The sequence below is a fragment of the Microbacterium deferens genome, assembly GCF_045517775.1.
Lineage (GTDB): Bacteria > Actinomycetota > Actinomycetes > Actinomycetales > Microbacteriaceae > Microbacterium.
Window position 1 is genome coordinate 850064 of the sequence record NZ_JBEUWT010000001.1, and the last position, 13215, is coordinate 863278.

The 13215-nt window shown below is 70.8% G+C and carries 9 protein-coding genes; 3 read left to right on the forward strand and 6 right to left on the reverse strand.

What is annotated here, in order from left to right:
• Positions 1 to 72: 72 nt before the first annotated feature.
• Entirely contained in the window at positions 73 to 1527 is a 1455-nt protein-coding gene (locus ABTU82_RS04130; protein WP_407171911.1) for a L,D-transpeptidase family protein, read from the forward strand.
• Positions 1528 to 1826: 299 nt separating this feature from the next.
• Here ABTU82_RS04130 and ABTU82_RS04135 read toward each other — a convergent pair whose 3' ends face one another.
• On the reverse strand, positions 1827 to 4043 hold the full coding sequence (locus ABTU82_RS04135) for an NADP-dependent isocitrate dehydrogenase (RefSeq protein ID WP_407171913.1): 2217 nt from the start codon (positions 4041 to 4043) through the stop codon (positions 1827 to 1829).
• Between the two features lie 160 nt (positions 4044 to 4203).
• On the opposite strand from ABTU82_RS04135, the gene ABTU82_RS04140 reads away from it, so the two are divergent.
• Positions 4204 to 4656 (forward strand): GNAT family N-acetyltransferase, encoded by a 453-nt coding sequence (locus tag ABTU82_RS04140; protein WP_116645973.1) that lies wholly within the window; start codon positions 4204 to 4206, stop codon positions 4654 to 4656.
• 114 nt (positions 4657 to 4770) lie between these two features.
• Here the strand turns inward: ABTU82_RS04140 and ABTU82_RS04145 are convergent, their stop codons facing one another.
• The 5 genes from ABTU82_RS04145 to ABTU82_RS04165 all read right to left on the reverse strand — a co-directional run bounded on the left by ABTU82_RS04145 (position 4771) and on the right by ABTU82_RS04165 (position 11484).
• Positions 4771 to 5559 (reverse strand): lytic transglycosylase domain-containing protein, encoded by a 789-nt coding sequence (locus tag ABTU82_RS04145; protein WP_407171916.1) that lies wholly within the window; start codon positions 5557 to 5559, stop codon positions 4771 to 4773.
• Positions 5560 to 5705: 146 nt separating this feature from the next.
• Positions 5706 to 7523 carry an ABC transporter ATP-binding protein gene (locus ABTU82_RS04150; protein ID WP_116645971.1) on the reverse strand — a complete coding sequence of 606 codons (1818 nt, stop codon included), beginning with the start codon at positions 7521 to 7523 and terminating at the stop codon, positions 5706 to 5708.
• Positions 7520 to 9349 carry an ABC transporter ATP-binding protein gene (locus tag ABTU82_RS04155; RefSeq protein ID WP_407171919.1) on the reverse strand — a complete coding sequence of 610 codons (1830 nt, stop codon included), beginning with the start codon at positions 9347 to 9349 and terminating at the stop codon, positions 7520 to 7522. The genes ABTU82_RS04150 and ABTU82_RS04155 overlap by 4 nt, the downstream gene beginning before the upstream one ends.
• Positions 9350 to 9481: 132 nt before the next feature.
• Positions 9482 to 9991: a methylated-DNA--[protein]-cysteine S-methyltransferase gene (locus ABTU82_RS04160; protein ID WP_116645969.1), complete on the reverse strand. Its 510-nt coding sequence runs from the start codon at positions 9989 to 9991 to the stop codon at positions 9482 to 9484.
• Entirely contained in the window at positions 9988 to 11484 is a 1497-nt protein-coding gene (locus ABTU82_RS04165) for a DNA-3-methyladenine glycosylase 2 family protein (protein ID WP_407171920.1), read from the reverse strand. The genes ABTU82_RS04160 and ABTU82_RS04165 overlap by 4 nt, the downstream gene beginning before the upstream one ends.
• 213 nt (positions 11485 to 11697) lie before the next feature.
• Between ABTU82_RS04165 and ABTU82_RS04170 the strand changes: the two genes are divergently transcribed.
• Positions 11698 to 13125, forward strand: coding sequence for a dihydrolipoyl dehydrogenase family protein (locus tag ABTU82_RS04170; protein WP_407171921.1), 1428 nt, complete (start codon positions 11698 to 11700; stop codon positions 13123 to 13125).
• Positions 13126 to 13215 lie beyond the last annotated feature (90 nt).

The following is a 13215-nucleotide window of genomic DNA, read 5'->3' on the forward strand; positions in this document are numbered from 1 at the left end:
CGTGATACGGAACACCCCCGGGGGCCCACCCCGCCGGATTACCATGGAGTGATCAAACGGGGGGTGACCGACATGACCGATCTCGTCACGAGACCGGATGCCGACGCAGACGACCGCGACAGGGCGACCGTCGACGGCGGCAGCGACGGGTCCGTCCCCACGGTCGCGTGGGCCCCCGTCGAACCCGGCCGCCCCAAGAAGAAGCGCACCGCGCTGTGGATCGGTCTGCCGGTGGGCGCGACGCTCACCGCCCTCATCGCCGCTTCGCTCGTTCTCATCGCCCCCGGCGCCTCCGTCGCGGGCGTGCCGGTCGGCGGACTCACCGCCGGCGGCGCAGCCGACGCGATCTCGGCCCGCCTCGCCGAGACCACCGTGGTGCTCGACAGCCCCGACGGCACCTTCGAGATCACGGGTGCCGACCTCGGCGCGAGCGTCGACGCGAAGGCTCTCGCCGACGCCGCGTTCGCCGAGAACCCGATGTGGAACCCGTCGACCTGGTATCCGGGCAGCAGCGATGCCGCGGTCACCATCGACCAGGCGACCGCCACGGCCGCTCTTCAGAGCACCGCTCCCGACCTCTACCTCGCCCCCGTCGACGCGGCCGTGACGTTCGACGCCGCATCGGCCAGCTACGTCACGACCCCCGCGGTGCCGGGCGAGGGCGTCGACCTCGCGACCGTGCAGGCCGCCCTGCAGACGGCCTTCGACAGCGGGCAGACCACCACCACCGTCGACGCCGCGCCCGTCGCCGTCGACGCCCTCGCGACCACCGAAGAGGCCGACGCCGCCGTGGCCGCGCTCAACAGCGTGCTCGAGACGGTCGGCTTCTACGTCGGCCAGGAGCGCACCGTGCCCGTCGACCGCACCGTGGCCGCGTCGTGGCTCACCGTGTCGTCCGAGGGCGGCGAGTTCACCTACACGGCCGACCCCGCGCTGATCCAGGCGAGCGTCGACGCACTGCCCGCAGCCGTGAACCGCGACGCCGTCACCGCGAACGTCATCACCGACTCCTCCGGCGGCGTCCTGCTCGAGAAGGTCGCCGGCGTCACCGGTCGCGCCCTCGAGTCGACCGACGGCATCGCCTCCGCCTTCGCGAGCCAGCTCGCCGAGGGCAACGGCGTGTTCCCGCTGACCGTGGCCGAGACGCCGTTCGCGACGACCGCCACCGAGCGTCGCCTCGAGGTCAACCTGAGCACGCAGACGACCTACCTCTACGAGAACGACCAGGTGCTCTACGCCTGGGCGTCGTCGACCGGGCTCCCGACCAGCCCGACGACACCGGGCTCGTTCCGCATCGGGTGGAAGACCCCCCTGCAAGACATGGGGTGCTTCCCCGGCGCGACGTACTGCACCGAGAACGTGCCGTGGGTGGCCTACTTCAACGGCGACGAGGCCTTCCACGGCGCCTACTGGCACAACAATTTCGGCAACGTCATGAGCCACGGCTGCGTGAACCTGCCGGTCGCCTCGGCGAAGTTCCTCTACGACTGGGCACCGAAGGGCACCGAGGTCTGGGTGCACTACTGAGTTCGACCGAAGGGGCGGATGCTGCGAAGCATCCGCCCCTTCGTCGTTCCCACCCCGCAGCCCCCACCCCGCAGCGCCACCCTCCAGCGCTCCCCCGTCGCAAATCGCGCGCCGCACCCACCACACGCGACAGGGGAACCCACCCCGCAGAACCACCCTCCAGCGCTCCCCCGAACCCACCCCACACCGCTCCCCCGACGCAAACGGCGCGCCGCACCCACCACACGCGACAGGGGAAGGCCCCGTGAAACGACGAAGGGCGGATGCTGCGCAGCATCCGCCCTTCGTCGTTCGGGGCGTCAGACGGCGTCGATGATGCCGTTCAGCGTCGTCGAGGGACGCATGACGGCCTCGACCAGCGCGGGGTCGGGCCGGTAGTAGCCGCCGATCTCGGCCGGCGTGCCCTGCGCCGCGGCGAGCTCGTCGACGATGGTCTTCTCGTTCGCGGCCAGGGCCTCGGCGACCGGGGCGAAGACCGCCGCCAGCTCCGCGTCGGTGGTCTGCGCTGCGAGCTCCTGCGCCCAGTAGAGCGCGAGGTAGAAGTGGCTGCCGCGGTTGTCGATCGCGCCGATGCTGCGTCCGGGCGACCTGTCGTTCTCGAGGAACGTGCCGGTCGCCGCGTCGAGCGTGTCGGCGAGGATCTTCGCGCGAGCGTTGCCCGCGCGGTCGGCGAGGTGCTCGAGCGACGCCGCGAGGGCGAAGAACTCACCCAGCGAGTCCCAGCGCAGGAACCCCTCCGCGACGAGCTGCTGCACGTGCTTGGGGGCCGAGCCTCCGGCACCGGTCTCGAACAGTCCGCCGCCCGCGAGCAGGGGCACGATCGAGAGCATCTTGGCGCTCGTGCCGACCTCGAGGATCGGGAAGAGGTCGGTGAGGTAGTCGCGCAGCACGTTGCCGGTGACCGAGATGGTGTCCTCGCCGCGACGGATGCGCTCCAGCGAGTAGGTGGTCGCCGCCTCGGGCGCGAGGATCTCGATGGTGAGGCCCTCGGTGTCGTGATCGGCGAGATAGGTGCGCACCTTCTCGATGAGCTGCGCGTCGTGCGCGCGGGTCTCGTCGAGCCAGAACACCGCGGGGGTGTCGCTGGCACGGGCACGGCTCACCGCGAGCTTCACCCAGTCGCGGATCGGGATGTCTTTCGTCTGCGTCGCGCGCCAGATGTCGCCCCGCTCGACCTCGTGCTCGATGAGCACGTCGCCGGCCGAGTTCGTGATCTGCACGACACCGGGAGCGGCGATCTCGAACGTCTTGTCGTGGCTGCCGTACTCCTCGGCCGCCTGCGCCATGAGCCCGACGTTGGGCACGGTGCCGATCGTGGCCGGGTCGAGCGGGCCGTTCGCGATCACGTCGTCGATGGTCGCCTGGTAGACGCCCGCGTACGACGAGTCGGGGATCACGGCGAGCGTGTCGTCCTCGCCGCCGTCGACACCCCAGAGCTTGCCGCCGTTGCGCACGAGCGCCGGCATGGACGCATCGACGATGACGTCGGAGGGCACGTGGAGGTTCGTGATGCCCTTGTCGGAGTTCACGTACGACAGGCGGGGGCCCGACGCGAGGTCGGCGGTGATCGCCGCGGCGATCTCGTCGCCCCCCTCGATCGACGACAGGCCCGAGAGGATCGCGCCGAGTCCGTCGTTCGCGGTGAGTCCGGCGGCGGCGATGGCGTCGCCGTAGCGGTCGAAGACGTCGGCGAAGTAGGCCTTCACGACGTGGCCGAAGATGATGGGGTCGCTGACCTTCATCATCGTGGCCTTGAGGTGCACCGAGTAGAGCACGTCGTCGGCCTTGGCCGTCGCGAGCGTCTCGGCGAGGAACGCGTCGAGCGCCGTCGCCGAGAGGAACGTCGCGTCGACGATCTCGCCGGGCAGCACCTTGAGTCCGTCGCGCAGCGTGGTGACGGTGCCGTCGGAGGCGACGTGCCGGATGTCGAGCACGTCGTCGCCGGGGATGACGACCGACTTCTCGTTCGAGCGGAAGTCGTCGTGCCCGAGCGTCGCGACGCGCGTCTTCGACCCCTGCGCGAACGGCTTGTTGCGGTGCGGGTGCTTGCGGGCGTAGTTCTTCACCGACAGCGGCGCGCGGCGGTCGCTGTTGCCCTCGCGGAGCACCGGGTTCACCGCGGAGCCCTTGATGCGGTCGTAGCGGGCGCGGGCGTCCTTCTGCTCCGTCGTGGTGGGCTCGTCGGGGTAGTCGGGCACGTCGAAGCCCTGCGTCTGCAGCTCGGCGATGGTGGCCTTGAGCTGCGGGATCGAGGCGGAGATGTTCGGGAGCTTGATGATGTTCGCTTCGGGCAGCGTCGCGAGACCGCCGAGCTCGGCCAGGGCGTCGCCGACCTGCTGCTCGGGGCTCAACCGCTCGGGGAACGCGGCGAGCACGCGCCCGGAGAGCGAGATGTCGCGGGTCTCGACGTCGACGTCGGCGTGCCGCGCGATCGCCTGCACGATCGGCAGGAACGATGCGGTCGCGAGCGCCGGGGCCTCGTCGGTGTGGGTGTAGATGATGGTGGAGTCAGGCACGTGTCGTCTCTCCGTCAGGCGTCGTTGTCACCCGTCGATATCCAGCGTCGGGGTCGCGAATCAGCCTAACGCAACCGCGAAAATATCTTGATGTCGAGATAGTTGCCACGGGGCGTCAACTCGTTTCCCGCAGCGCGCTCTTCCCGGCTAGCCTGTCGTCATGGCAGACCTGCGACTCGTCGAACTGTCGGCCGCCACGATCGTGGCCGTCAACACGCTGTCTCTCAAGCCCGGGCAGGAGCAGTTCCTCGCTCCGCTGAGCTACGGAATCGCCGCCACCGTGGTGAATCCGCAGACCTCGTGGCAGCGCGTTGTGCTCGACGGTGACGAAGTCGTCGGTTTCGTCAGCGCGAACTTCGACCCCGAAGCATCCGTGGAGCACTTCCGTTCCGTGCTCTGGCGGATCAACGTCGACGCCGACGACCAGGGCCGCGGCATCGGCCGTTTCGCCGTCGAGCGCCTGCTCGACGAGGCCCGCTCGCGCGGCCTCGACCACGTCGACGTGATCTACGAGTCCGGCGAAGAGGGCCCGGAGGCGTTCTTCCAGCGGGTGGGCTTCACCCCGGTCGGCGAGACCGAATACGGCGAGATCATCGCCCAAGTGCACCTCTGACCGCCCTCGACGCTTCACCATCGTCGGAGGATCGCACCTCCGTCGGAGCATTCGAGGCGCAGCATCCGACCTGGGTGCGATTCTCCGACACCGGTGTGGAGCGGATGCTGCTGGTCAGCCGGCGTCGAGCGCGTAGCGGTTGGCGACCGCGGCCACGTCGTCCACGTAGACGTCGAGGTGGTTGTAGCTGAACACCGCCGCCCGCCATCCCTCGGTGCTCGTCATCGAGCCGGAGTGGCAGAGGTAGCGCGCCGCAGCCAGCGCCGCGTCGTCGATCTGGTTCGGATCGGCCGTGCCGTCGCCGTTCGCGTCGACGCCCCAGCGCGCCCAGGTGTCGGGGATGAACTGCATCGGGCCCACGGCGCGGTCCCACACGGTATCGCCGTCCCATGCACCGCCGTCGGTGTCACGGATGGCGGCGTTGCCGTTGCCGTCGAGCTGAGGTCCGCGGATGGCCGGCGACGGGTAGCCGTCGTCGCCCAGTGCCGCTCCCCCGTGACGGCCGTGGTCGGTCTCGATCGCACCGATGCCGGCGAGGGTGTTCCACCCGATGCCGCATCCCGGCTGCTCGGCGTCGACGACGAGGTCGGCGAGGGCGTACGCCTCCAGCGCCCGCCGCGGGATGCCGATGGCGGCCGCGACGCGCGCGCTCCACGCCGCATCCACCGTGACCGCGGGCGCACTCGCCTGCGGCTGATCGGCGAACGACGTCTGGCCGCCGACCTGGCCCGACACCTCGACCGCGGGGGCCGGCGAGTCGGCGCGTGGCGCGTCGGCCCTCGTCGAGACGGCGTTCAGGTTGGCGAGCCACACCCCGGCGACGATCAAGAGCACGACTCCGGCGATCAGACCGAACCACGTGACGCTCGCACCACGCGTCGGGATCTCGTCGTTCGGTGTCACGGATGTTCTTCGCGGGTCGGGAGCGGCAGAAGGATGCTGCGCACCATAGCAGGGCGCGATGACCCGCACCCGAACGGCCGCCGCTGTCCTCTGGGCGATCGCAGCGCCCGGCACGCGCGCCACGAGTGTGCGCGCGCGACCGGACGTCAGACGAGCGACTCGCGCCAGGACGCGTGCAGCTGAGCGAACTTGCCCGTACCGGCGATGAGGGCCTCCGGGGTGTCGTCCTCGATGATGCGGCCGTACTCCATCACGAGCACCCGGTCGGCGATCGCGACCGTCGAGAGACGGTGGGCGATGATGATGGCGGTGCGGTCGGCGAGCAGGGTCTGCAGGGCGTCCTGGATGAGGCGCTCGCTCGGCATGTCGAGCGACGCCGTCGCCTCGTCGAGGATGAGCACCGCTGGATCGGCGAGGAACGCCCGCGCGAACGAGATCAGCTGACGCTGACCGGCCGACACCCGACCGCCGCGCTTGTTCACGTCGGTGTCGTACCCGTCGGGGAGAGCGCGGATGAACTCGTCCGCTCCCACCGCTCGCGCGGCCGACCGGATCTCGTCGAGCGTCGCGTCGGGCTTGCCGAGCGCGATGTTGTCGGCGACGGTGCCGCTGAACAGGTAGGCCTCCTGCGTGACCATGACGATCGCGCGACGGAGGTCCTTCGGGTGCAGCTGCCGGAGGTCGACGCCGTCGAGGGTGATCGCGCCCGACGTCGGGTCGTAGAACCGCGACACCAGCTTCGCGAGCGTCGACTTTCCGGCCCCCGTCGTTCCGACGAGGGCGATCGTCTGCCCGGCCGGAAGATCGAGCGTGAAGTCGGGGAGGATGACGCGGTCGTCGGAGTACCCGAACTCGACGCCGTCGAAGCGGATGTGTCCGCGGGCCGAGCGCAGGTCGACGGGGTCGGTGGGGTCGGGGACGGTGAGTTCCTCTTCGAGGACTCCCGACACCTTCTCCAGCGCGGCCGTCGCCGACTGGTAGGAGTTGACGAAGAACGCCACCTCGCTCAGCGGCGAGAAGAAGTTGCGCACGTACAGCACCGCGCCCAGCAGCGTTCCGACCGCGAACGTGCCGTCGACGACGCGCAGCCCACCCCACAACAGCACCAGGGCGACCGATACGGCGGCCACGGCCATGAGGCCGGGCTCCAGGATGCCGAACAGGCGGATCGAGCGCATGTTGACGTCGCGGTACTGGTCGGACAGATCGCCGAAGCCCTCGTCGTTGCGGGGCTCCTTGCGGAACGCCTTCACCGCGCGGATGCCGGTCATCGTCTCGACGAACTTGACGATCACCTGGGCGCTGATCACCCGCGACTCGCGGTACACGCCCTGCGAACGCAGGTAGAACCAGCGCATCAGGAAGTACAGCGGCACGCCCATGACCACCACGACCATGCCCGACTGCCAGTCGAGCAGCAGCAGCGCGATGAGCGTGAAGCCGCCGTACAGCACACCGGAGACGAGCTCGTTCAGGCCGCCGTCGAGCAGTTCGCGGATCGTGTCGAGGTCGCTCGTCTGCCGCGAGATGATGCGGCCGGAGGTGTACGACTCGTGGAACTCGAGACTCAGCCGCTGCGTGTGCAGGAAGATGCGCTTGCGCAGGTCGAGCATGACGGCCTGCGTCAGCCGCGCGGCGACGATCGAGTACCAGCCGATGAGGGCGGCGCCGCCGAAGCCCGCGACGAGGTACACCGAGACGACGCCGATCGTCGGCATCCAGTCGGCCTGCTCGAGGGCGGCGGGCAGGGCGTTGTCGATCCCCCACGCGATGAGCGCGGGGCCGGCGACGCGCAGGGCCGTGGAGATCACGAGCACGACGGCCGCCAGCAGCACCTGCCAGCGCACCGGGCGCACGAGCGAGCCCAGAAGCCGCAGGGAGCGGCGACGGATGCTGCGGCTCTCGGCCTTGGTGTAATCGGAGCGGTCTTCGCCGGCAGTTCCGGAGACGGTCGTGCTGCTCATCGGATCACCTCGATCTCTCGGGTGTTCGTATCGCGGACGGCCGCCTCGACCTCGAGGCTCGAGATCACGTGACGGTAGTGCTCGTTGCCGCGCAGCAACTCGGTGTGCGTGCCGATGGCGGTCACGCGGCCCCGCTCGAGCAGGGCGACGCGGTCGGCCAGCAGCACGGTCGACGGGCGGTGGGCGACCACGAGCGCCGTGGTGTCGGCGAGGACGGCACGGAGCGCTTCCTCGACCAGCGCCTCGGTGTCGACGTCGAGAGCCGACAGGGGGTCGTCGAGCACGAGGACGGCGGGCTTGGCGGCCACGGCACGAGCGAGGGCCAGGCGCTGACGCTGGCCGCCCGACAGGCTGAGCCCCTCCTCACCGATGACGGTGTCCAGTCCGTTCGGCAGCTCGTGCACGAACCCGGCCTGCGCGACGGCGAGCGCCTCGGTGATCGCCGCCTCCGCCTCCGGCGAGCCGGGTTCGAGGTCTTCCCGACCGAGCAGAACGTTCTCGCGCACGGTCGCCGAGAAGAGCGTGGCGTCTTCGAAGGCCATGCCGATGTGGCGTCGCAGGTCGCTGAGGGTGAGGTCGCGCACGTCGATGCCGTCGAGCGTCACCCGCCCTCCGGTCACGTCGTACAGGCGCGCCGGGAGGGTGGTCAGCGTCGTCTTGCCCGACCCGGTGAGCCCGACGAGCGCCATGGTCTCTCCGGGGCGGAGGGCCAGGTCGATGCCGTCGAGCAGGTCGCGCTCGCTCTCGGCAGCATCCTGATACCGGAACCGGGCGCCTTCGAACACGAGCGCTCCGCGCACCTCGTCGAGCGCGACCGGGTTCTCGGGGTCGACGATCGTGTTCTCCTCGTCGAAGACCTCGAAGATGCGGTCGGTCGCCGTGCGCGCGTCGAGGAGGAACGAGAAGAGGAAGCCGATCGACTCGGTGGGCCAGCGCAGGATCGCTGCCATCGCGAAGAACGCGAAGAGCTGCGCCACCTCGAGCTGTCCGATCGAGGTGAGCACGATGCCCGCGCCGAGGCAGAGCGCCAGCGCGATGTCGGGCAGCAGCACGAGCCAGAACATGATGAGCCCGACCGACTTCGCCTTGCGCAGCTCGGTGACGCGGAGACTCTCTGCCTGGCGGGTGAACTTGCCCAGCAGGTGCCCGCCGCGCCCGAACGCCTTGAGCACGCGGATGCCGTGGACGCTTTCCTCGACAGCGGTCGCGAGGTCGCCGGCCTGGTCCTGGCTCTGGCGGGTCAGCATGCCGTACTGCTTCTCGAAGAGGTAGCCCGCGATCCACAGCGGCGCCGAGCACACGACGTAGACGGTGCCGAGCACCCAGTGCCAGCTGAACAGCAGCACCGACCCCGCGAGGATCGTGAGCATGTTCACCACGAGCAGCACGAGGCCGAACGCGAACCAGCGCCGCACGAGGCTGATGTCCTGCATCATGCGGCTCAGCAGCTGTCCCGACTGCCAGCGATCGTGGAACGCGACCGGCAGGCGCTGCAGACGCTTGTAGAACTCGGTGCGGATCACGTACTCGACCTGGGTCGAGGGTGCCAGCACGAACCACCGGCGAGCCCACGTCATGAGGGCTTCGAGCAGACCGAGCGCGAGCACCGCGGCGGCGCCCCACGCGATGAGGCCGGGGTCGCCCGACGCGATCGGACCGCCGACGACGGCCTCGAGCACGAGGGGGATGCCGAGCGCGAGCAGGCTGGCGACGAGGGCGCTGACACCGCCGAGGATGAGGCGTCCCTTGACGGGACGCACGAACGGCAGCAGCCGCGCGAGCGATCGCGCGGTGGACAGTTCGGAGGCAGGTGTAACGGGGGTCATGATCCTCGGTGGAGCGGCGCCGTCCGGGGGGCGGCAGTATTTCAGGGGACTCACAGCCGCAACGCTCGGGCGGAAGGAGTTATGCCCGGCTCGCGGGCAGCCCTCCAGGATACAGACGTTCGCGAGGCGGCCTCAACCCTGGGCGCGCGGCGTCGTCTCGCGGTCGAGGAGGCGCCGCTTGACCTCGAGACCCCAGGCGAACCCGCCGAGCGAACCGTCGGTGCGCAGCACCCGGTGGCACGGCACGAACAGCGCGGGGGCGTTGCGGGCGCAAATGGATGCTGCGGCCCGCACCGCGCGAGGCTGTCCGAGCGCCGCGGCGAATCCGGTGTAGGTGAGCGGCTCCCCCGGGGCGATCCTGCGGAGTGCCGACCAGCCGGCGAGCTGCAGGGCGGTGCCCGTCTGCGCGACGGCGACACCGTCGATGGCGGCGACGTCGCCGTCGTAGTACGCCCGCGCGGCGTCCGCAGCATCCGTCCGCCCCTCGGTGACGGCAGACGGGCGTACAGCCGGGGCAAGGCGGCCGACGACGGTCTCGGCATCGCTCGTCCAGCCCGACGACAGTACGCGGCCGTCGGCGTCGGCGAGGATGGTGAAGGGGCCGTCGGGGGTATCGATCGTCTCGATCGTGGCGGTAGTCATGACTTCTCCTCGACAGGGGCGGGCGCGGCGCGCCAGGACTGGGTGACGGGGGCGGCGTACCAGAGGTGCGCCATCAGATAGCTGCGCCACGGTGCGGCTCGCCCGGCCCATGCGGTGAGGCCGGCGGCGTCGGCGGGGATCCCGGCGGCCGCCGCGCCCGCGCGCGCGGCGATGTCGCCCGGAAGCAGCACATCGGGGTCGCCGAGCACGCGCATGCGCACGTAGTCGGCGGTCCACGGACCGACTCCCCGCAACGCCAGCAGCCGTTCCCGCTGCTCGGCGCCGTCGTCGCCGGCGCCGAGATCGAGCGAGCCGTCGGCGAGGGCGGTGGCGGTCTCGACGATGGCGCGGATACGCGCCGCAGGACCCCGCAGCACGTCGTGGCCCCGCTCGGCGATCGCGGTCATGGTCGGGAAGAGCACCGTCGCGCCCTCGTCGCCCTCGACCCGTTCGCCGAGGGCGTCGGCGAGCCGGGTCATGGCGGTGCGGGCGGCGGCGACGCTGATCTGCTGGCCGATCATCGCGCGGACGAGCATCTCGTGCGCGTCGACGCATCCCGGCACACGCACGCCCGGGATGCGCGCAACGAGGGGCGCGAGGAGAGGATGCTGCGACAGCGCCGTGTCGACGGCGATCGGATCGGCGTCGAGGTCGAACAGGCGCCGGACGCGGGTGATGAGGGTCGCGAGGTCGGACAGCTGCGACAGACGCGCGCGCATGCGCACCCGGCCGTCGGCATCGAGCGCGACGGAGAACCACGCCGGGCCGCCGTCGAGGAGCAGCGTTCGCGCGAACGAGGTGGCCGAAGCATCCTCTACTCCCCCGATGGCGTGAGCGGCCATCCATCCGAACAGGCCGGCGGAGTCGAGAGGCCCGCGGTGCGGCAGCACGAGGTCGATCTGCCCCGGGGTGCTCTCGTGCGAACGACGGCGGGCACGCAACTGAGTGGGCGGCATGCCGAAGACCTCGCCGACGGTCTCGGTGAACTGTCGCACGCTCGAGAACCCCGCCGAGAACGCGACGTCGGCGGCGGGCAGGTCGGTGCCGACGAGCAGCATGCGCGCCGTGTGCGCCCGGTGCGCCCGGCTCAGCGCGAGCGGGCCGGCGCCGAGCTCGGCCGCGAGCAGCCGGGTCAGGTGCCGCGGGGAGTATCCGAGCCGGCGGGCGAGCCCCGGCACCCCCTCGCGGTCGACGACCCCGTCGGCGATGAGGCGCATCGCCCGAGCCGTCACGTCGCCGCGGAGATTCCACTCCGGGGAGCCGGGGGCGGCCTCCGGCAGACACCGTTTGCACGCGCGGTAGCCCGCCTCGTGCGCGGCGGCCGAGGTGGCGTAGAACGAGACGTTCTGCTCCTTCGGGGTGCGCGCCGGGCAGCTCGGCCGGCAGTAGATGCCGGTGGAGCTGACGGCGGTCACGAACTGGCCGTCGAAGCGCGTGTCGCGCGACTGGATCACGCGATACCGCTCGGAGAAGCTCATGCCCGTGGTGCTCATTCCCCCAGCCTGCCACCGCCCGCCGACACCGGCTGGCGGTTTTCGGACACGGACGTGGCGCCCGTCCGCGCTGAGAGTCCAAGACACCCGGGCGGCCTGGGCGGCGCGTCCGGGTGTCTTGGACTCTCGAGGCAGAGCGGGCCAGCGCTCCCCCTCTCCACACGACGCGCAAGCCCCGCCCACCCCTGGCTCGTGCGGCGGTAGCGTGTGGCCATGAGTGCGCGCGAATACGACGTCATCGTCATCGGAGCCGGTCCTGTCGGAGAGAACGTCGCCGACCGGGCCGTGCAGAGGGGTCTCTCGGCCGTCATCGTCGAAGCTGAGCTCGTGGGCGGTGAGTGCTCCTACTGGGCGTGCATGCCGTCGAAAGCGCTGCTGCGCAGTGGCGCGGCTCTGCGAGCGGCACAGGCCGTCGACGGCGCGAAGCAGGCCGTCACGGGCGACCTCGACGTGGCCGCCGTCCTGCGCCGACGCGATTCGATGACGCACGACTGGAACGACTCGAGCCAGGTCGAATGGCTGCAGGGCGCGGGCATCGATCTCGTCCGCGGCTACGGTGCGCTGACCGGCGAGAAGACCGTGCGCGTCACCGCCGACGACGGCACGACGACCGACCTCGTCGCCCGGCACGCGGTCGCCGTGTGCACCGGGTCCGCCGCCCTCCTCCCCGACATTCCCGGGCTCGCCGAGGTGGAGCCGTGGACCAGCCGCGAAGCCACGAGCGCCCAGAAGATTCCCGCGTCGCTCGCGATCCTCGGCGGCGGCGTTGTGGGGGCCGAGATGGCGACCGCTTACGCGAGCTTGGGGAGCGCCGTCACGCTCGTGGCGCGCTCAGGGCTGCTCGCCAACAACGAACCGTTCGCGGGAGAGCTCGTCGCCGCATCCCTCTCCGACCTCGGCGCCACGGTGAAGACGGGAGTGGACGCCGTCTCGGCTCGTCGCACCGACGCGGGCCTCGTCGCCATCGAGCTGTCGAACGGCACCACCGTCGAAGCAGAAGAAGTGCTGGTCGCGACCGGGCGCATCCCCCGCACCGGCGGACTCGGCCTCGAGACGGTCGGACTCGAGCCCGACTCCTGGCTGGACGTCGACGACACGCTGCTCGTGCGCGGGACGGATTGGCTCTACGCGGTGGGCGACGTGAACCACCGGGCGCTGCTCACCCACCAGGGCAAGTACCAGGCGCGCGCCGCCGGCGACGTCATCGCCGCCCGCGCCCAGGGCACGCCGGTCGACGACGCGCCCTGGGGCGCCCACGTCGCAACGGCCGATCACGATGCCGTGCCGCAGGTGACCTTTACCGACCCCGAGGTCGCCTCCGTCGGATTCACCGCGGCCTCCGCCGAGAAGGCGGGACGCCGCATCCGTGTTCTCGACTACGACCTGTCGTGGATCGCCGGTGCCAGCGAGCAGTCGGACTCGTACAAGGGCCAGGCCCGCGCGATCGTCGACGAAGACCGCGGCACGATCATCGGCGCGACCTTCGTGGGTCCCGACGTAGCCGAACTGGTGCATTCGGCGACGATCGCGATCGTCGGCGAGGTGCCGCTGACGCGCCTGTGGCACGCCGTGCCGTCGTACCCGACCGTCAGCGAGGTCTGGCTGCGCCTTCTCGAAACCTACGGCCGCCCGACTCCCTGAGGTAGCCCACAGACCGCGAGACTTCATCGTGGCCACGAGACTGCGAGCGTCGGCTGCAGTCTCGTGCCCCGGGTGAAGTCTCGCGGTCTT

Coding starts and splice junctions, on each gene's coding strand:
- ABTU82_RS04170 (WP_407171921.1), top strand. CDS start 11,698: ATGAGTGCGCGCGAATACGACGTCATCGTCATCGGAGCCGGTCCTGTC.
- ABTU82_RS04140 (WP_116645973.1), top strand. CDS start 4,204: ATGGCAGACCTGCGACTCGTCGAACTGTCGGCCGCCACGATCGTGGCC.
- ABTU82_RS04130 (WP_407171911.1), top strand. CDS start 73: ATGACCGATCTCGTCACGAGACCGGATGCCGACGCAGACGACCGCGAC.
- ABTU82_RS04150 (WP_116645971.1), bottom strand. CDS start 7,523: ATGAGCAGCACGACCGTCTCCGGAACTGCCGGCGAAGACCGCTCCGAT.
- ABTU82_RS04155 (WP_407171919.1), bottom strand. CDS start 9,349: ATGACCCCCGTTACACCTGCCTCCGAACTGTCCACCGCGCGATCGCTC.
- ABTU82_RS04160 (WP_116645969.1), bottom strand. CDS start 9,991: ATGACTACCGCCACGATCGAGACGATCGATACCCCCGACGGCCCCTTC.
- ABTU82_RS04165 (WP_407171920.1), bottom strand. CDS start 11,484: ATGAGCACCACGGGCATGAGCTTCTCCGAGCGGTATCGCGTGATCCAG.